Origin of the sequence: Kribbella sp., assembly GCF_035655035.1 — a bacterium.
Lineage (GTDB): Bacteria > Actinomycetota > Actinomycetes > Propionibacteriales > Kribbellaceae > Kribbella.
The window spans coordinates 1-17918 of sequence record NZ_DASRVN010000594.1 but is presented as its reverse complement, the minus strand read 5'-3'; the positions used below and the strand labels follow the sequence as shown (position 1 = coordinate 17918).

At 68.9% G+C, this 17918-nt stretch carries 16 protein-coding genes; 8 read left to right on the top strand and 8 right to left on the bottom strand.

Features of this window, described 5'->3' with window-relative positions:
- Positions 1 to 108: 108 nt before the first annotated feature.
- Genes VFF46_RS31545 through ngcE form a run of 4 tightly spaced genes read right to left on the bottom strand, consistent with a single transcriptional unit; the run spans position 109 to position 5807 of the window.
- Positions 109 to 2718 carry a family 20 glycosylhydrolase gene (locus tag VFF46_RS31545; RefSeq protein WP_325040887.1) on the bottom strand — a complete coding sequence of 870 codons (2610 nt, stop codon included), beginning with the start codon at positions 2716 to 2718 and terminating at the stop codon, positions 109 to 111.
- Positions 2715 to 3530 carry a carbohydrate ABC transporter permease gene (locus tag VFF46_RS31540; RefSeq protein ID WP_325040886.1) on the bottom strand — a complete coding sequence of 272 codons (816 nt, stop codon included), beginning with the start codon at positions 3528 to 3530 and terminating at the stop codon, positions 2715 to 2717. The genes VFF46_RS31545 and VFF46_RS31540 overlap by 4 nt, the downstream gene beginning before the upstream one ends.
- Positions 3527 to 4435: a sugar ABC transporter permease gene (locus tag VFF46_RS31535; protein ID WP_325040885.1), complete on the bottom strand. Its 909-nt coding sequence runs from the start codon at positions 4433 to 4435 to the stop codon at positions 3527 to 3529. Before VFF46_RS31535 ends, VFF46_RS31540 begins: the two co-directional genes overlap by 4 nt.
- The gene (gene ngcE / locus VFF46_RS31530) at positions 4413 to 5807 is read right to left on the bottom strand and encodes an N-acetylglucosamine/diacetylchitobiose ABC transporter substrate-binding protein (protein WP_325040884.1); all 1395 of its coding nucleotides are present in this window, start codon (positions 5805 to 5807) and stop codon (positions 4413 to 4415) included. The genes VFF46_RS31535 and ngcE overlap by 23 nt, the downstream gene beginning before the upstream one ends.
- A 133-nt stretch (positions 5808 to 5940) precedes the next feature.
- Between ngcE and VFF46_RS31525 the strand changes: the two genes are divergently transcribed.
- A complete protein-coding gene (locus VFF46_RS31525) occupies positions 5941 to 6813 on the top strand; it encodes a MurR/RpiR family transcriptional regulator (protein WP_325040883.1) in 873 nt (290 codons plus the stop codon).
- Positions 6814 to 6840: 27 nt separating this feature from the next.
- Positions 6841 to 7176: a YnfA family protein gene (locus VFF46_RS31520; RefSeq protein ID WP_325040882.1), complete on the top strand. Its 336-nt coding sequence runs from the start codon at positions 6841 to 6843 to the stop codon at positions 7174 to 7176.
- Here the strand turns inward: VFF46_RS31520 and VFF46_RS31515 are convergent.
- Genes VFF46_RS31515 through VFF46_RS31505 form a run of 3 tightly spaced genes read right to left on the bottom strand, consistent with a single transcriptional unit; the run spans position 7132 to position 8631 of the window.
- Positions 7132 to 7569, bottom strand: a complete 438-nt coding sequence (locus VFF46_RS31515; protein ID WP_414673113.1) for an arsenate reductase ArsC — start codon at positions 7567 to 7569, stop codon at positions 7132 to 7134. The genes VFF46_RS31520 and VFF46_RS31515 overlap by 45 nt on opposite strands.
- Entirely contained in the window at positions 7566 to 8288 is a 723-nt protein-coding gene (locus tag VFF46_RS31510; RefSeq protein ID WP_325040881.1) for an MIP/aquaporin family protein, read from the bottom strand. The genes VFF46_RS31515 and VFF46_RS31510 overlap by 4 nt, the downstream gene beginning before the upstream one ends.
- A gap of 13 nt (positions 8289 to 8301) precedes the next feature.
- Positions 8302 to 8631 (bottom strand): metalloregulator ArsR/SmtB family transcription factor, encoded by a 330-nt coding sequence (locus tag VFF46_RS31505; RefSeq protein ID WP_325040880.1) that lies wholly within the window; start codon positions 8629 to 8631, stop codon positions 8302 to 8304.
- Positions 8632 to 8710: 79 nt separating this feature from the next.
- Between VFF46_RS31505 and VFF46_RS31500 the strand changes: the two genes are divergently transcribed.
- The 6 genes from VFF46_RS31500 to VFF46_RS31475 all read left to right on the top strand — a co-directional run bounded on the left by VFF46_RS31500 (position 8711) and on the right by VFF46_RS31475 (position 15292).
- On the top strand, positions 8711 to 10000 hold the full coding sequence (locus tag VFF46_RS31500) for an FAD-dependent oxidoreductase (RefSeq protein WP_325040879.1): 1290 nt from the start codon (positions 8711 to 8713) through the stop codon (positions 9998 to 10000).
- 106 nt (positions 10001 to 10106) lie between these two features.
- A complete protein-coding gene (locus VFF46_RS31495; protein ID WP_325040878.1) occupies positions 10107 to 10616 on the top strand; it encodes an RNA polymerase sigma factor in 510 nt (169 codons plus the stop codon).
- Positions 10609 to 11769, top strand: coding sequence for a hypothetical protein (locus VFF46_RS31490; protein ID WP_325040877.1), 1161 nt, complete (start codon positions 10609 to 10611; stop codon positions 11767 to 11769). The genes VFF46_RS31495 and VFF46_RS31490 overlap by 8 nt, the downstream gene beginning before the upstream one ends.
- A gap of 100 nt (positions 11770 to 11869) precedes the next feature.
- Positions 11870 to 12742: an ABC transporter permease gene (locus tag VFF46_RS31485; protein ID WP_325040876.1), complete on the top strand. Its 873-nt coding sequence runs from the start codon at positions 11870 to 11872 to the stop codon at positions 12740 to 12742.
- The gene (locus VFF46_RS31480) at positions 12743 to 13624 is read left to right on the top strand and encodes a carbohydrate ABC transporter permease (RefSeq protein WP_325040875.1); all 882 of its coding nucleotides are present in this window, start codon (positions 12743 to 12745) and stop codon (positions 13622 to 13624) included. It begins immediately after the preceding gene.
- Between the two features lie 24 nt (positions 13625 to 13648).
- A complete protein-coding gene (locus VFF46_RS31475) occupies positions 13649 to 15292 on the top strand; it encodes an extracellular solute-binding protein (RefSeq protein WP_325040874.1) in 1644 nt (547 codons plus the stop codon).
- A gap of 44 nt (positions 15293 to 15336) precedes the next feature.
- Here the strand turns inward: VFF46_RS31475 and VFF46_RS31470 are convergent.
- The coding region (locus VFF46_RS31470) for a hypothetical protein (RefSeq protein ID WP_325040873.1) at positions 15337 to 17918 on the bottom strand (2582 nt) is incomplete at its 5' end.

The window sequence follows — 17918 nt, the reverse complement described above, 5'->3', positions numbered from 1 at the left end:
GGCACCAGGGTCGCGGCGGCCGCGATTCCCCCGACGGCCAGCACGGTCCGGCGCGACACGTTCGACGTACTCATCGCAAATCCTTCCTGATCAGGCGGAAACACAAGGTCACGAGGTCATCAGCAGCCAGCGCCACCAGTGGTTGCTGCCGTCGGCGTTGGCGGTCTGCCACCCGTGGACGAGGTAGCGGTACGGCGTGACCGCGAGGTAGTCGATCAGTCCCGGCGAGCTCCGCACGGCCGGGACGGCGCCGAGGCCGGAGAACGCCAGCTCGGCGTTCGCCCAGGCACCCGAGGGGACGGACTGCCGACGGAACCAGAGGTTCCCGTCGGTGGTGGTGACGAACAGGGTGAGGCGGCCCGCGCTGTCCAGGGTGACGGCCGGGTCGGAGGCGACACCGGTGAGCAGCGTGACCGCGCCGGGATACCAGCCGCCGCTCGCGGTGCCCTGCCAGCGATGCACCAGGCTGCCGTCGGCCTTGCGGACGAACAAGGTGAGCTTGTGCTCGGAGTCCAGACTCACCGCCGGATCCCCGGCCGCGCCGTTGACCAGAACGGCCAGCGCCGGATCCCAGCCGGCACCGGGCACCCCCTGCCAGCGATGCAGAATGTCCCCGTTCGCGGCCCGGACGAACAGCGTAAGCCTGCCGTCGGCGTCCAGCGCCGGGACCGGCTGCCCGCTGACACCCGTCACGAGCTCGGCCGTGGTCGGGTCCCACGGTCCGCCCGCGGCACTCTGCCATCCGTGCCGGACGGTCGCTCCGGTCGTCCGCGCGAACCAGGTCAGCTTCTTGTTCACGTCGGCGATCAGCACCGGGTCGCCGGCCAGCCCGGTGGTCAGGCGCTCGGCTGCGAGGTCGTCGCGCCCGCTCCACAGCTCGCCGCTCGACAGCCGCGCGGCGTACACGACGCGTCCGAGCGAGTCGACGGCGAGCGCCGGATCACCGGCGACGCCGGACAGTGCATACGCCAATCGCCACCCGGTCGGTTGCAGCGCGCCGTACAGCAGCCTGCCGTCGGCGCTCCGGATCGCGAAGTACGGCGTACTTCCGGCCATCACGGTCACCGGATTGCCGCTCACGCCGGTCGCGATCGTTGTCAGGCGCAACATCCCGTCGGCGGTGTACGAGCCGAACCGCAACTCGCCGGCCGTCGTCCGGACGAGGAACCGGCTGTCCGGGAACCAGGCCGCCTTCCCGGTCGCGACGCCCGCGGTCGGCACCACTCCCACGGCGACCAACGAGTCGATCGCGGCGAAGTCGGCGTACGTCCCCGGGTTCGGCGACGCCCAGGTCTTCTGGGCCAGCGCACGCAGCGGCATCCGCAGCCGGTCCAGAAGTTGCTCGTTGGTGTCGAGCGCGGCCTGGGGTCCCTGGTCGCCGAGCCAGACCGCGATCATCCCGCCGGACACGTTGGCCGCGGGGACCGTGTAGCCGGGGAACTGGGTCGGTACGAACTGGTCGTACACCTTCTGCGGATCGACCGAACGCACCGCCATGTCGTAGTACAGCAGATCGTCACGGACGTTCAGCAGCTTGTTCCCCGCTGCGGTGATGTCCACCGGGGTGAGCCCCGCGGCCCGGACCGGCTGGTGCCAGAACTCGACCTGGATGTCGGGGTGCAGGGCGATCAGCGGACTCTTCTCGATGCTGTCGTTCCAGACCCGCATCTTCTTGCCGCGGGCCCTGATCTGGTCGTCGAGCCAGTTCAGGTACCAGATGTAGCCGTCGCGCGCGGTCGCGGCCGGGCCCACCTTCTGCTTGGCGAACGCGTCGAGCTGCGGGTAGTTCGCCCACTGCCCGTCCGTCCAGCCCGGGTACGCGACGAACTCGTCGCCGCCGATGTGGAAGTAGTCGCTGCCCGAGGTCGGGACGTACTGGTCCAGGTACTGCTGGACGACGTTCGGCGAGCTGTAGTCGAGCTTGGAGTAGTCGAGCGACCGGCCGGTCACCGGACGGTTGCCGGCGGAGTCGAAGAGCTCGAGCTCGGGGTGCGGCACGAGGATCGGATCGGCGTGGCCGGACAACGGCACGGTCGGGGTGAACCGCACGTGGTACATGGTCGCGTACGCCGTGATATCGGCGGTCTCCGCCGGAGTCAGGCCGTAGCCGCCGATCAGCAGGCTCTGCAGCACGTTGAGCTTCGCGTACGACAACTCACGGATCAGGTTGTGCCACCACTGCGACGAGAACGTCCGCGGCACCGAGTCGATCCGGATGCCGCGTTCCGGGTAGGCCGGCCAGTCGGTCGCAACGCCGCCCGCGACGGTGAGCGAGCGGCGGAACAACTGGACCAGCGACCTGGTTCCGTTGAAGACGCCGTCCGTCGTGGTTCCGGAGATCGCCACGAAACCGCCGGACTCCAGCTGGTAGCCCTCACTGTTGTGCACGGCAACGGCCGGGTCGACGGTCAGGTAGACGTCGCCGGCAGCCGCCGCTGACCGGACGCCCGTCACCACGGGCGGCGTCGTACCGGTCACCAGCGCGACATCGGCCGCGAACGTCTGCGCGTCCGCGAACAGCGGCGTACCGGAGTTCGCGTTGACCACGATCCGGGAAGCCGGCGAGAACGTGGTCGGGACCGATCCGGCCGACCACTGCTGCAGTGCGGGAACGAGCTGCGGCGCGGCGGCCGCGGTCGCCGCGCCGGACGGTGCGGGGACGAGGAGCGGAACGAGAATCGCGAGCACGGCAACGATTCCGCTGAACGGATGTTTCATCGAAGACCTCCGGCGGTCAGTCCGGCCTGGATCGTGCGATGGGAGAACAGGTACACCGCCAGCACGGGGACGACGGCGATCGTGAGGCCGGCGAACAGGGCGCTCCAGTCGCTCTGGTAGCCCTGGTTCACGGCGAGGGCGGCGAGGCCCTGGGACAGCACGAACTGCTTCTCGTCGGGCATCAGCACGATCGGCAGCAGGTACTGGTTCCAGAGGCCGAGGAAGTTGAAGATCCCGACGCTGACCAGTCCGGGCCGGGCCAGCGGGACCATGATCCGGACGAAGATGCCGATCTCCCCGGCGCCGTCGATCCGGGCGGCCTCGGCGTACTCGTGCGGCAGGTCCGCGAAGAACGGCGTCAGGAAGAAGATCGTGAACGGCAGCGCGTACGCCGCGTAGATCAGGATCAGGCCGTACAGCGTGCCGACCAGGTGCAGGTTCGAGGCGACCAGGAACAGCGGCACCAGGGCGAGGAAGACCGGGAAGGTCATGCTCGCCGCGAACCCGTAGTACACGAGCTTGCGGCCGCGGAACTCGAACCGGCCGAGGATGTACGCCGCCATCGCGCCGAGGGTCATGGTGAGGACCAGCGCGCCGGAGACCACGACGAGGGTGTTGATCGTGTACCGGCCGATGCTCGCCTGCGACCAGGCCCGCGCGAAGTTGTCCCAGTGCAACCGGCGCGGCAGCGAGAACGGATTGTCGACAATCTCCTTGTCGACCTTCAAAGCGCTGAGCGCCATCCAGAGCAGCGGCAGCCCGACGACGGTCGCCCAGGCGAGCAGCGGGATGTGGACCACGGACCGCTTCACCGGCGCACCTCGCGCCGCTTGTACTGCAGGATCACCGCGAGCGTGAGCGTCATGAACAGCATCACCACGCCCATCGCGCAGGCGTACCCGAACTGCCCGTCCGCGAAGGCCCGCCGGTACAGGGTCAGCCCGACCACCTCGGTCGCGTTGTCCGGGCCGCCCGGCCCGACCGTCATCAGCTGGACGATCGCGAACCCGTCCAGCGCGCCGATCGACACGTAGATCAGCCCGACCCGGACCGTGTCCCGCAACAACGGCAGCGTGACCTGGAAGAACGTCCGCCAGCGCCCGGCCCCGTCGAGCGCGACGGCCTCGTAGATCTCCTGCGGGATCGCGCCCATCGCCGCGCTGAACAGCACCACGTAGAACCCGACCGAGCTCCAGATCCCCACCGCCAGCACCGCGGCGAGCGCGGTGTCCGGGTTCCCGAGCCAGGCGTGGTGCGTGCCGAGGATCCCGTTCAGGAGTCCGGAGCGCGGCGTGTAGACGAACTGCCACAGCACCCCGATCACCGCCACCGGCAGCACCTGCGGGAAGAAGTACACGATCTTGTACGCCGAACTCCCCCGGACGCCACGGCCCGCCCGGTCGAGGTTGAGCATCGACGCGAAGAACAGCCCGAGCCCGATCGTCAGCACCGGAAGGACCGCGAGCATCACCAGGTTGTGCCGCAGTCCGGTCCAGAACAGGTCGTCGTGGGCGACCCGGGTGTAGTTCCGGAAGCCGACGAAGTTCAACTGCCGGGCGAAGCCGGTCCAGTCCGTGAGCGAGATGTAGATCGCCTGGACGTACGGCGAGAGCACGAACACGACGTACAGGACGATCGGCAGCGTCAGGAAGCCGGCGATCAGACCCCGATGCCGTGGCCTGATCCGCGGCCGGCTAGCGGCGGTACTTGACGACATTGGCGTCCTTGGCGATCTTGTCGGCGGCGGCCTGGGTCCGCTTCATGAACCCGGCGGCGTCGGTCCGACCGGTCAGCAACTCCCCCATCGCGGTCGAACCGGCGTTGTACAGGTCGCCGTACCAGCCGCCGAACCGGAAGCTGATCGTGTTCTTCCCGGCCGCTTCGACCGCCTTGCGGGCCGAGGTGAGCGCCGGGCTGTTGGTCACGTCCGCGCCGGCGCCCTTCACCGTGGTCATCGACCCGGTCAGCTCCGAGAACTTCGACGCCGCCGACTTGCTGAGCAGCAGCCTGAGGAACTCCAGACCGCCGGCCGTGTTCTTCGCGTCCTTCGGCACGATGAAGCCCTCCGACGAGGAGGCACTGATCGCCGCCACCGGCAGCTTGTCCTGCGCGGTCACCGCCGGCGTCGGGCCGACAGCCATCCGGAACCCCTTGGGCGTGGTCGACTTCATCTCGTTCTCCAGCCACGACCCGCACGGGATCAGCGCCGCCTTGCCGTCGACCCAGGCCTGCTGCGCCTCCGTGTGCGACAGCCCCTCGGAGCCCTGCAGGATGTAGCCGTTCTTGACCAGCTTCTCGATCGCACCGGCCGCCTCCGCCACCGGCTGCGACTGCCAGGCGCCCGGCTCGAGGTTGTCGACGGCAACCATCGTGTCCGCGCCGCCGGTCTTGGCCATCATCTGCATCAGCGGCTCGAGGAAGTAGCCGGGATACTTGCCCTGGTAGGTGAACGGCGCGATTCCGGACGCCTTGATCTTCGCGCAGAGTGCCAGGAGCTCGTCCCACGTCGCCGGGTAGACCCAGCTGTTCTTCTCGAACAGGTCCTGGTTGTACCAGATCCCGCCGACCGTGTACGCATAGTTGACCGAGGCAACGGTGTCGCCCAGGGTCCCCGACTCGATCACGCCCGGCAGCAGGGTGTCGCGGACCTTGACCTTCGGGTCGTCGGCCGACGGCGCGTCGAGCAGCGTCTTCAGATCCAGCAACTGGCCGCCCTTCTGCAGGGTGACCGCGTTCAGCGCGGCAGCGCCACTGTTGTCGATCACGTCCGGCGGGGTCCCCGAGACAAACCGGGGCTGCAACGTCTCCTGCAACTTCTGCAAGCCGGAGTGCTTCACCTGCGCACCGGGGAACGCCTGTTTGTACGTCTCCTCGACCTGCTTGGCGTAGTCGTCGCCGAAGCCGCCCTTGAAGATCACCACGTCCAGCGGTTCGGACGCCTTCACACCGAACGGGTTCTTCGGGTCGTCGCCGGCCACGGCCGGGGTGGCATTCGCCCCGGCGTCCTTGCCACCGGACGGGACGGCACAGCCGGCCAGCAACAGGCCGGTTCCGCCGAACAGCAAGGTACGGCGATCGATTGGGGACATCGAGTTCTCCTCTATCTCCTGCAGATGCTTGAGACAGAATCATTCATCTCAGGAGAGGAGTGTCAAGGTCGTGAGTGAAAATTTTCGCTCACTCCGCTTGACGGACCGTCTCATCGAACGCCACGATGGCGGCGTGAGCGTTCTGTCCCAGCTGGCCACCGCGGCCGACGACCTGCCCGAGGGAATGCGCCGGATCGCGGCGTACATCGTGTCCGACCCGGCCGGCGCCGTCGGCGCGACGATCAATGAACTCGCCGACCTCAGCCACACCTCCCCAGCCACCGTGAACCGGTTCTGCCGGCGCCTCGGCTACACCGGCTACGCGGAGCTGAAGGTCGCCGTCGCCACCGACAACGGCCGCGCCGAACAGGCCAACTGGCAACAGGCCATCGGCTCCGAGGTGCAGCCCGGCGACTCCCTCGAACACACCGCGGCGGTGATCGCCGGCGGCGACATGCTCGCGATCCAGCAGACCGTCGACCAGCTCGACATCACCGCTCTCGCCGCCGTCGTCGACGCCCTCACCACCGCCCGGCGCATCCACCTGTACGGCGTCTCCGGCAGCTCACTGGCCGCCGCCGAGATGCGGCACCGGCTGAACGTGATCGGCCTGCCCGCCTGGTCCTGGTCCGACGTCCACGACGGCCTCGGCGCCGCCGCCGCACTCGAATCCCGCGATGTCCTCGTCGCCTTCTCACACAGCGGCCGCACCCACGAGGCCGTCCAGGTCCTACGAACCGCAGCGGCCGCCGGCGCCGTCACGGTCGCCGTCACCAACTCGGCGGCCAGCCCTCTCGCGACCGCCGCCGACCACCACCTCCGCACCGCCGTCAACGAAGGCTCTCTGTTTCGCTCCCAGGCCCTCGCCGCCCGCCACTCCCAGCTCTTCCTGGTCGACCTGATCTTCGTCGCCGTCGCCAACCAGAACTTCGACCGCTCGCTGACCACCTTCGAGAAGGTCGCCCATGCCGTCCAGCCGCACCTGGTCGACCACCGGCGCCGCTGACCTGCGAGAACGACGTACCGTCGCACCATGAATGTCGCGAAGTCGATCGTCTTGTTCGTGCTGGCCGCCCTTGCCGAGATCGGTGGGGCGTGGCTGGTCTGGCAGGGGTGGCGTGAGCATCGTGGGGTGCTCTGGATCGCCGGCGGGATCGTTGCCCTCGGCGCCTACGGCTTCGTCGCGACGTTCCAGCCGGACGCGCACTTCGGCCGGATCCTGGCGGCGTACGGCGGGATCTTCGTGGCCGGCTCGCTGCTGTGGGGCGTACTGGTCGACAAGTTCCGCCCCGACCGCTACGACATCGCCGGTGCCGTCATCTGCCTACTCGGCGTCGTCGTGATCATGTACGCGCCCCGCAGTACCTGATCCAAGCTCACCGACGAGCTTCTCGACCCGCCGGCGAATCTCGTCGCGTACGCCGCGCACGACCTCGATCGGCTGTCCCGCCGGGTCGAGCAGCTCCCAGTCCTCGTACCGCTTGCCGGGAAAGACCGGGCAGGTGTCGCCGCAGCCCATCGTGATGACAACGTCACTGGCGCGCACATCCTCGGTCGCGAGCAACTGCGGCACGGCGGCCGTGATGTCGATACCAACTTCACGCATGGCCTGCACGGCAACCGGGTTGAGCTGGTCAGCCGGCTCGGACCCGGCCGACCGCACCTCGACGATCTCCCCCGCCAGCTTCCGCAGCCAGCCCGCGGCCATCTGCGAACGCCCGGCGTTGTGCACGCAGACGAACAACACAGTGGGTTTACTCACGAAGATGCTCCCGGTGTGACGAGGTCGTCCGCGCCGCGGACGACCGGCGGATACAGCAGCACCAGTACGCCGACGCCGACGACGGCCCCGACGAGCTGGAAGGCGACGAAGCCCGGGACGGACGCGGGCGCGATCCCGGCGAACGTGTCGCTGAACGCGCGCCCGATCGTGACGGCCGGATTCGCGAACGAGGTCGACGACGTGAACCAGTACGCCGCTCCGATGTACGCACCGACCGCGGCGGGTGCCAGGTGGGATCGCTGAGACGCGGCCAGCGCGAAGATCAGCAGGACCAGCCCGGCGGTCGCGACGACCTCGCCGAGGTAGAGATGGCCCGAGCTACGACTGGTGGTCGACCACGAGACCGCGGCACCGCCGTACATCAGATTGGCCAGGATCGCGCCGCCGATCCCGCCGACGACCTGCGCCGCGACGTACGCCGCGAGCTCCTGAGCCGTCAGCCCTGCTCCGGTACGCCGGCCGAGCCACCAGTCGGCCGCCGAGACGACCGGGTTGAAGTGCGCGCCGGACACCGGGCCGAAGACCAGGATGAGTACGGCGAGCCCGAGTGCGGTGGCGAACGAGTTCTCCAGCAACTGGAGCCCGGCATCGCCCCGCGAGAGCGAGGCCGCGGCGATGCCCGAGCCGACCACGACAGCGACGAGCAGCCCGGTACCAAGCGCCTCTGCCAAGGCCCGCCGCCAGATAGATTTGTGCACGCTCAAACCCATCTCACCGAGTCAATTCAAGGAGAGACGCGGCCCAGCGCAGGCGGTCCGGCACCGGCCAGTAGTAGACCCAGGTGCCGCGCCGCTCACAGTCCACCAGGCCGGCTTCGCGGAGCACCTTCAGGTGATGCGAGATCGTCGGCCCACTCACGTCGAACTGCGGAGTCAGATCGCACACGCAGATTTCGTCACCCGCGGACGTGATCATCGACAGCAGCCGGAGCCGGATCGGGTCGGCCAGCGCCTTGAACACGACAGCGCCCTCAGCCGCCCCGGCCGCGTCGAGCGCGGCCACGGAGATCGGTGCGCAACAGGCGGCGTCTTGTTTCGACATACGTCTATCTTGACTCCTGTCTAATCAACAGGCAAGCTGGACATCGCTGATTAGATGAGCTTCAAGACAGGAGAAGATCGTGGACGACCGAACAGCGGCCCCCGTCGTGGTGATCGGCGCCGGACCGGTCGGGCTGGCCGCGGCGGCACAGCTGGCCGAGCGGCGGCTGGACTTCGTCGTACTCGAGTCGGGCCCGTCCGTCGCGGCGGCGATCGACGAATGGCGGCACGTGAAGCTGTTCAGCCCCTGGCGCTACGACATCGACGCCGCGGCCCGGCGCCTGCTCGAACCCACCGGATGGACCGAGCCGGACCCGGACGCCCTGCCGACCGGAGGCGACCTGATCGACGCCTGTCTCGCGCCGCTGGCCAAGACCCCACAGCTCAACGACCGGATCCGCTACAACTCCACGGTGACAGCGGTAACCCGCGCCGGCTTCGACCGGATCCGCACCGCCGGACGCGAGGCCGCGCCATTCCTGATCCGCCTCGCCGACGACACCGAACTGCTCGCCTCGGCCGTGATCGACGCGGCCGGCACCTGGCGGACACCGAACGTCCTCGGCGCTTCCGGCATCCCCGCCCGCGGCGAGACCACCGCCGACGGCATCGCCCATGCCCTGCCCGACGTCCTCGGGGCGGACCGGGACCGGTACGCGGGTCGCCGTACGGCGGTTGTCGGCGCCGGCCATTCCGCCGCCACCACCCTGCTCGAGCTCGCCGAGCTCGCGCGCCAGGTACCGGGGACCGAGATCGCCTGGGTCGTCCGCGGCACCGACCAGGCTCGCACGTACGGCGGCGGCGAGGCCGACGAACTCCCCGCCCGCGGCGCACTCGGCGCCAGGCTGAAGGACCTCGTCCGCTCCGGCCGGATCGAACTCGTCAGCGCCTTCCGCATCGAGGCAATCGCCCGTACGGCGGACGGCCGCACCGAACTGACCGCCGGCGAACGCACGGTCGTCGCCGACACCGTGGTCAACTCCACCGGCTTCCGGCCCGACCACGCCATGGTCTCCGAACTGCGCCTCGACCTGGACCCGATCCTCGGCTCCACCCGCGCACTCGCGCCACTGATCGACCCGAACGAACACTCCTGCGGCAGCGTCCCACCGCACGGCGCCGGCGAACTCACCCACCCCGAACCGGGCTACTACGCCGTCGGCGCCAAGTCCTACGGCCGCGCCCCGACCTTCCTCCTCGCCACCGGCTACGAACAAACCCGCTCGGTGGTCGCCGCCCTCGCCGGAGACTGGACCGCGGCCCGCGAAGTCCACCTGAACCTCCCCGAAACCGGCGTCTGCTCCTCCAACCCCGACTCCGGCAACTGCTGCGGCCCAAACCTTCTGACCATCGAGCGAGCCTCCTCCTGACCTGACCTGACCGCCACCGTCGTCGTCGGAGATAGTGCTCTGGTGGTGCAACCGGATTCGTTGCCCAGGACTCGTGGGGGCAAAGGGTTCGAGCTGGGGAGTGGTGATGGCTGACGGCGACGCGGTGCGCGAGCTGTACGAGGGGTGTTACCGGCGGCTGGTCGGGCAGTTGTTCGCGGTCTGCGGAAGTCTGGGCGAGGCGGAGGACGCCGTTCAGGAGGCGTTCGTCCGGGCGGTCGAGAAGCCGCGGCGGTTCGCTCAGCTCGACAACCCGGAGGCGTGGCTGCGGACGGTCGCGCTGAACGCCGTACGGCGGCGGTACCGGCGCGCGACCCGATTCCACGGGCTGCTGTCCCGGGCGGGGGTGCCCGAGACCACGATCGCCGGTCTCTCCGCGGACCGGGTCGCCCTGGTCGAGGCCTTGCGGCAGCTGCCGTACGAGCAGCGCGAGGCGATCGTGCTGCACCACATCGTCGACCTGCCGGTGCGGGAGATCGCCGTACAGCTGGATGTTCCGGAGGGGACGGTCAAGGCGCGCCTCGCCCGGGGCAGGTCACGCCTGGCCCCGCTGGTCCACGAGTTCGCCGACGACGCCGAGGAGGTCAACCATGTCTGAGCTGAAGGAACTGTCCTGGGAGATCCAGGAGACCGTCCGGCCGCTGCCCTTCGAGGCTCTGGAGCGGCGCGGCATCCGCCGTCGCCACCGTCGGCAGACGCTCGCCGGTACGGGCGTCGTCGCAGCGGTCGCGATTGCGGTACTGGCGACCGTGCTTCCGTTCGCGAACGTGACCGGTACAGCGAAGGCGCCGGCGGCGATCCCGGTCGACCAGGCCGCGGAGCAACTGGTTCACGACCAGAAGTCGGGTGCCTTCGGCATCGAGTTCGGCACCCCGACGCGGTGGGTGTCGGTGTGGTCGGCGCCGCGGCCGGGCAACACCTTCGACTCCGCGGCGGTGCTGTTCCGTGACGGAGTACGGACCACCGCGCCGGTGCGCAGGAATTCGTACGTCGCGGTGCGCGCCGGTGACGAGGTACTGGCGCTGTCGATGCCGACGAGCATGAAGGGGACCGACCCGACCTGGGCCCAGTCCGTGATGGTCCGCCTCACGGGTCAGGGCCGGATCGAGAAGAAGCTGCGCTGGGCGCCGCCGACCACCGAGTTCGGGGACGGCGACGTCCTGCTCGCGTACGGCACCCTGCGGGCGCTCGACCCGGCGACCGGCGTACTGCGGGAGGTGAAGATCCGCGGCATCGACAACGCCGTCCAGCCGCAGCGCGACAGCACCGGACGATGGTGGGTGGTCGGCGCCAGGAACAGCGGCGTCGGCAACATCTACTGGACCGACGACCACGGCAGGACCTGGGGCCACTCCGTCATCAGCCCCGGCCGTACGGGCGGCCAACTCGCCGTCAGCCCCGACGGCAAGACGCAGGTTCTGATCCCGGGCACCAAACCCGGCGTCATGGACGAACCGGTGCCGCTGCAGTTGTCGACCGACCGCGGCGAACACTGGACAACAGTGGCCACACGAGACGCGCCGTACCTGCAGTCCCCCGTTGCCTTCGACAACGGCACCGGTCTCGCCCTCTACCAGGGCAAAACCCGCCAGCTCCTCCGCCCCGGCGCCGGCGCACCGCTCACCCCACCGACTGACCTGGCCGAGCTCAAAACAGCGGGCAACCTCGTCTACGCGATCCAGTACAACGGCAACCACGCCATCACCAGCACCGACCACGGCAAAACCTGGAAATACTTCGAACCCCGCTAGCCGCGGCGCAGTGGTCTAGCCGGGATGTTTGCCCTCTGGTCGCAAGGCTGACCAGGATGCTGCAAGGACGCGGCAGCAGAGCGGGGCGCAGGAGGCGCATGTGAAACGGGCCCGGCAGCACTGGCGTATGTACCTGTTCGTGGTGCCCGGCCTGCTGTTCTTCGTCGTGTTCGCGTACCTGCCGATGCTGGGCAACCTCGCCGCGTTCCAGGACTACTCGCCGTACCTCGGGTTCGGCGGGAGTCCCTGGATCGGACTGGCGAACTTCCAGCGACTGATCACCGATCCCGACGTGATCCATGCCGTCGGCAACACTCTGAAGCTGTCGCTGCTGCAGATCGTGTTCGCGTTCCCGGTGCCGATCGCGCTGGCGATCCTGCTGAACTCGCTGGCCGCGCCCGGGGTCCGGCGGCTGCTGCAGTCGATCGTGTACCTGCCGCACTTCATCTCCTGGGTGATCGTGATCTCGATCTGGCAGCAGGTTCTCGGTGGTACCGGCGTCGTCTCGAAGCTGCTCGGCACGAACGTCATGAGCAACCCGGACACCTTCGGGCTGCTGATCACCTCGCAGGTGATCTGGAAGGACTCCGGCTGGGGCACGATCATCTTCTTCGCCGCGCTGACGACGATCCCGTCCGAGCTGTACGAGAGCGCCGCGGTCGACGGCGCGAACGCCTGGCGGCGGATCCTGCACGTCACGCTGCCGGGCCTGCTCCCGGTGATCATGCTGCTGCTGGTCCTACGGCTCGGTGACGTGCTGACCGTCGGCTTCGAGCAGATCTACCTGCAGTACAACTCGGTCGGATCCGGCGCCGCCGAGGTGCTGGACACCTTCGTGTACTTCCGCGGCGTGGTCGGCAGCGACTGGGGATTCTCCACGGCGGTCGGGCTGGTCAAAGGCGTGGTCGCCACGATTCTCGTACTCGGTGCCAACTCCCTGAGCAAGCGCTTCGGCACCGAAGGGGTGTTCTAGATGGCAGTGGACCGACCGGTCTGGATGGGCAGGCCATCGCCGGCCGTCCGCGGCGCCAAGGGCCTCGTGGTCGCGGTGATCGGCATCGTGATGCTGTACCCGTTCCTGAACGTCATCGCGACCTCGCTGGCCCAGGACGCCGACGTACGGCACGGCGGTCTGGTCCCGCACGTCTGGTCGCTGGAGGCGTACCGGTCGATCCTGCAGGGCGGCATCGTCGGACGCGCGCTGCTCGTGTCGGCAGGCGTCACGCTGACCGGCACCGTGCTGTCGATGATCTGCACGAGCACGATGGCGTACGGCCTGACCCGCACCCGCGACCTGCCGGGGATGCGGTTCGTCCTGTACCTCGCGCTGTTCACGATGCTGTTCAGCGCCGGCCTGATCCCGAACTTCCTGCTGATCAAGAACCTCGGCCTGCTGAACTCGTACGCCGCCTTGGTCGTGCCCGGCCTGGTCAGCGCCTTCAATCTCGTCGTACTGCGGAACTTCTACCTGCAGATCCCGCGCGAGCTGATCGAGGCGGCCCGGATCGACGGCTGCAACGACCGGCAGATCTACACCAGCATCGTGCTGCCGCTCTCCAAGGCGGTGCACGCCGTACTCGCGCTGTTCTACGCCGTCGGCTACTGGAACGCGTTCTTCAACGCGCTGCTCTACATCAGCGACGCGGACAAGTGGCCGATCCAGCTCGTTCTCAATCTGTACGTCGTGCAGGGCTCGCCGATCCCGCAGGTGGACAACCCGAACTCGGTGGTCCCGACGCCGCAGTCGATCCAGATGGCGGTCGTCGTCCTCGCACTGCTACCGATCCTGCTGGTCTACCCGTTCCTGCAGAAGTACTTCACCAAAGGGGTTCTCACCGGCGCCATCAAGGGCTGATCTCTCGAGGCTTGGAGCACCACCATGACTGATTTCTCGCGCCGCCGCGTGCTGCAACTCGGTATCGCCGGCACCGTGGGGGCCGCCGGAGCCGCCGGCCTCCTCTCCGGTTGCAGTGGAGGTTCGTCCTCCGGTGCGGCCAAGGGCGGCAAGGCTGTCGCCGTACCCAAGCGCTTCCCGGCGCCACCGATCGACGGCGAGTTGCGCAGTACCGTCGACGGCCTGCCGAACGCGTACGCCAAGATCCCGCAGCCGCTGCGCAAGGCCTGGCCGAACAAGCCCGGCGACGGCACCGACATGACGATGTTCACGATCATCTGGGGACCGCCCGCGCCACCGGTGGAGCGGAACCCGTACTGGAAAGAGCTCAACAACCGGCTCGGCCTGCAGCTGAAGATGATCTGGGGCCCTTCGGACTCGTACGACGCGAAGCTCGCGACCCTGCTCGCGTCCGGGGACCTGCCCGACGTGACGGCCCTGCTGCCGAACCCGACCAGCGACAAGGCGCTGCGGCAGGGCGCGTTCGCGGACCTCAGCGAGTTCCTGTCCGGCGACGCGATCAAGGACTATCCGAACCTGTCGAACAACACCCCCGAGGCCGCCTGGAAGAACTCGATGGTCGACGGCCGGATCCTCGGGGTGACCAATCCGGTGCCGGCGGTCGACACGGTCTTCGTCTACCGGCCGGACTGGGCCCGCAAGATCGGGTTCAGCAAGCCGCCGGCGAACGCCGACGAGCTGAAGGAGTACTTCACCGCGATCCCGAAGACGATTCCGCGTGCCTACGGCATCGGCGCCTTCCCCGGCCCGGTGATGGCGCTGGTCAACGCGATGTTCCGGACCGGCCCGCAGTGGCGGCAGGACGGCGGCAAGGTGGTGAACCGGATCGACAGCCCGGAGTACGAGGCCGCGATCAGCTGGTGCCGGGACCTCTGGCAGGCCGGTGGGTACCACCCGGACGCGCTGGCCATGGATGCCCAGGAGATCAAGGCGATCGGGCTGTTCACCTCCGGTCAGCTCGGCATCACGAAGAACGGTGCGATGGCGCCGTTCACCGTCACCAACCCGCTCTACGGGATGGTCAAGAAGGGCCAGGCGGCGCCGCTGCTGCCACCGGGCCACGACGGCGGCAAGGCGGCGTGGGTCAAGACCACTGGGTGGTTCTCCCGCTGGGGGATCTCGGCGAAGCATGCGAAGAATCCGGACCGGATCCGCGCGCTGTTGCGCACGCTGGACTGGCTGAGCGCCGGCTTCGGCACCGAGGAGTACATGTTCAACCGGTTCGGCATCGAGGGCCGGCATTACAACTACAACGCCAAGCACGAGCCGGTGCAGGTCGACAACCCGACGCTGCAGGCCGAGCTCGCCGGGCTCGGCCAGTACCCGCACGCGTACTACTTCCCCGGCAACCCGACCGGCTACAAGGACGTGCTGCACTACTCCGAGGCGATGCTCGACGGCGCCGTCGACGACCCGATCGCCAGCATCCCGTCCACGGTCGGCGACCAGGTGAACGGCGTCCTGGACAAGATCACCGCCGACTACGTCAACCAGATCGTCGCCGGGCGACGCCCGATGAGCGACCTGCAGAAGTACCGCGACGAGTGGCACAAGCGCGGCGGCGACCGGCTCCGCGACGACTACGAACGCCAGCTCGGCAGCCGCTGAGCCACGGCCCGGACGCCCCGCCTCCGAGCGCCGGAGGCGGGGGGTTACTCGGCGACCGCGACGCCGTCTCCTGGCCGGTACTCGACCGCGGGAACGCCGGTGAACGGGGTCTCCCCCACCGCGATCCACGGCGTGTGCCCGCCCCGGACATCGCTCATCGTCGTTCGGTACAGCACACCGTCCGCACCCCGTGCCGACACCACGACCGCCTTCGAGGCCGGGTCGATCGTGACCTGTGGATCGCCCGCGATCCGCAGCTCGCCCACCGGCCGCCATAGCCCTTGGCCGTACTCGTCGTGAACATAACTGTGGTGGAGCAACCCGTCCTTCCCCCGGGCGTACACCTCGATCGAGTCGCGGTGCCGCACCCACGCCGGCTCGCCCTCCGCCAGTACGTCGCCGGCGACCGCGCTCACCTGGCCGACGCCGTCCACGGTCTGCGTCCGCACCACCCGGCCGTCGGAACGCAGCCGGTACGACGTCTGCGCCGGCACCCCGGCCGCGATCGCGTCGAACTCAGCCAGCACCTGCCGGGCGAGCGCGCGGTTCCCGGGCGTCGCGGCGCCGGGATCCGGGAAGATCTCGTCACCGGTCAGCCACATCATCGCGCCGATCAGCGCGGGTCCCTGGCACCAGCCGGTCTCGACACAGTACGGGCCCCAGCCGAGGTCGCAGTTGCTGCCGAAGTAGTCCCACGCCTCGACGTCGAAGGCACGCATCCAGGTGCCGTCGAGCAGCGGATCGCCCTCGTCGATCTGGATCCGTGACAGGAAGTCGAGCACGCCGGTCGCCAGATCGGCGAACACGTCGTCACCGGTGACGTGGTACGCCAGCGGCAGCGCCATCGCGGCGTACGCCGTACCGTAGAGCTGGTCGGTCACCGGGTCGCCGTTCGCCTGGAAGATCGACGCCTCGTCGGTCCCGTACGCCGCGTTGCTGATCGGGCCGCGGCCGTCCCACTCGACGATGCCGCCGTTCACGTCCTGGTGTTCCTTCAGGTACGCCGCGATCTCGCGCATCGTGTCGAGGTACAACGGTTTCCGGGTGTACCGGTACGCCGCCGCCAGCGGGAAGAGGAACCGGACCGCCTCGCAGGTGCGGCTGGTCTCGAGGCGGGTCCGGGGATACGCGGAGGCCATGTGGTCCAGGCTGCGCATCGCCGTGTCGAGGTAGCGGCGGTCGCCGGTCACGCCGTACGCGCAGAGCATCGCGGACTGCGCGGAGCTGTTCCAGTGCGACGAGACATCCAGCGCGTGCCGGAACGGCCGCTTCGACAGGCCCTCCCAGCCGTCCGCCAGCAGCGTCGTCGGGGTCCGCCACGGATTGGTCTGCGCACCGAGCTCGTGGTGGGACGTCCGGATCAGTGCCTCGACGGCGCGCAGCCCGGACGCGGTGTGACCGCTGACCAGCGCGAACATCGCGATCCACCCGTTGTCGTCGGCAAACAAATTGTTGGTGGCACCAAAGTCGCGCCGGTCACCCCGCGGCTCGTACGAGCCGTAGAGCGCGTTCCGGTCGAGGATCTGCATCCCGTCGTCGACGAGACGCATCAGGTTGCCGGCGACGGTCTCGTCGCCGTACATCCGGAACGCGTGGGCGACCTGTACGTAGCCGTCCGCCCGCGGCTGCTCGCGGAACGGCGGAACACCGTCGGGACCGAGCTCGTTCGAGAAGCCCTCGGCGACGCCCTTCGAGCCGTCCGGAGCATCGAAGAACATGCCTGCCCGGTCGAACCAGGCGATACCCCGATCCACCATCCGGCGGTACCGATCCGCCCGCGGGCCGATCAGCAATGTGGTGGTGGCGCCGTCGATGCTGAACTCGTGCGTACCGTCGGGCAGGTCGAGCGGCTCCGACGCGTACCGTCCGGGCGTGGTCTCGCGCAGCGGAATGTTGCCGTTGGCGACGATCGCCCGCCCGGCGGCGGCAGTTGCCCTGAGCAACGGCTTGGTCCCGGTGACGGCCCAGACCCGCGGCTCGGTGAACAGGGCGACGGGCGTCGGCGCGGTACCGGCTCCGGTCAGCGCGGCGACCACCGAGTCGAGAAGCAGCTCCCAGCGCGCGACGGGTTTGTAGCGGCCGCGGACGGCGTTGCTCAGCGCGGTAGCGGCGTACAGCAGCCGTCCGGAGCCGACGGGAATGTCCAGAAGCGCAGGCCACGACTCCGCCGGCGGACCGAAGACCGCCGTGTGCGTGCCGGCGACCGTCCCGTAGCTGAGTACTTCGGTGCCGCGGGCGGAGACCGGCAGCATCACCGAACTGTGCTCGTCGAAGACGGTCAACGGCGCGAAGTGCGCGGTGATTTCGTTGCTCGCGGCCACATAGATCCGCTCGAAGTTGGCGGTCCGGGGCTCACCTGACGGCCGCGGCATGATCCCGGCGCGATCGGTGGCGAACTCGGCGTACACGCTGCCACCGGCATCGAGCATCGCGGCGACCGCCTTCGCGGTGGCGTCGTCGAACTCCTGAACGGCTGGATAGTCATTCGCCAGGATCGCCAGGCTGTCGTGCTCACCGACCACGACATCCTCGATGCGGCTGTACCACTGGTACGCCGCGGCCGACCGATCAAGCGCGGCACGGAACGCCGACACCACGGACGAGGACCCGACGACCGCACACGACT

Bases quoted from the DNA above. Each gene is read 5' to 3' on its own strand.
- VFF46_RS31475 (WP_325040874.1), top strand. From the start codon at position 13,649: ATGACTGATTTCTCGCGCCGCCGCGTGCTGCAACTCGGTATCGCCGGC.
- VFF46_RS31490 (WP_325040877.1), top strand. From the start codon at position 10,609: ATGTCTGAGCTGAAGGAACTGTCCTGGGAGATCCAGGAGACCGTCCGG.
- VFF46_RS31495 (WP_325040878.1), top strand. From the start codon at position 10,107: ATGGCTGACGGCGACGCGGTGCGCGAGCTGTACGAGGGGTGTTACCGG.
- VFF46_RS31520 (WP_325040882.1), top strand. From the start codon at position 6,841: ATGAATGTCGCGAAGTCGATCGTCTTGTTCGTGCTGGCCGCCCTTGCC.
- VFF46_RS31535 (WP_325040885.1), bottom strand. From the start codon at position 4,435: ATGTCGTCAAGTACCGCCGCTAGCCGGCCGCGGATCAGGCCACGGCAT.
- VFF46_RS31480 (WP_325040875.1), top strand. From the start codon at position 12,743: ATGGCAGTGGACCGACCGGTCTGGATGGGCAGGCCATCGCCGGCCGTC.
- VFF46_RS31505 (WP_325040880.1), bottom strand. From the start codon at position 8,631: ATGTCGAAACAAGACGCCGCCTGTTGCGCACCGATCTCCGTGGCCGCG.
- VFF46_RS31545 (WP_325040887.1), bottom strand. From the start codon at position 2,718: ATGAAACATCCGTTCAGCGGAATCGTTGCCGTGCTCGCGATTCTCGTT.
- ngcE (WP_325040884.1), bottom strand. From the start codon at position 5,807: ATGTCCCCAATCGATCGCCGTACCTTGCTGTTCGGCGGAACCGGCCTG.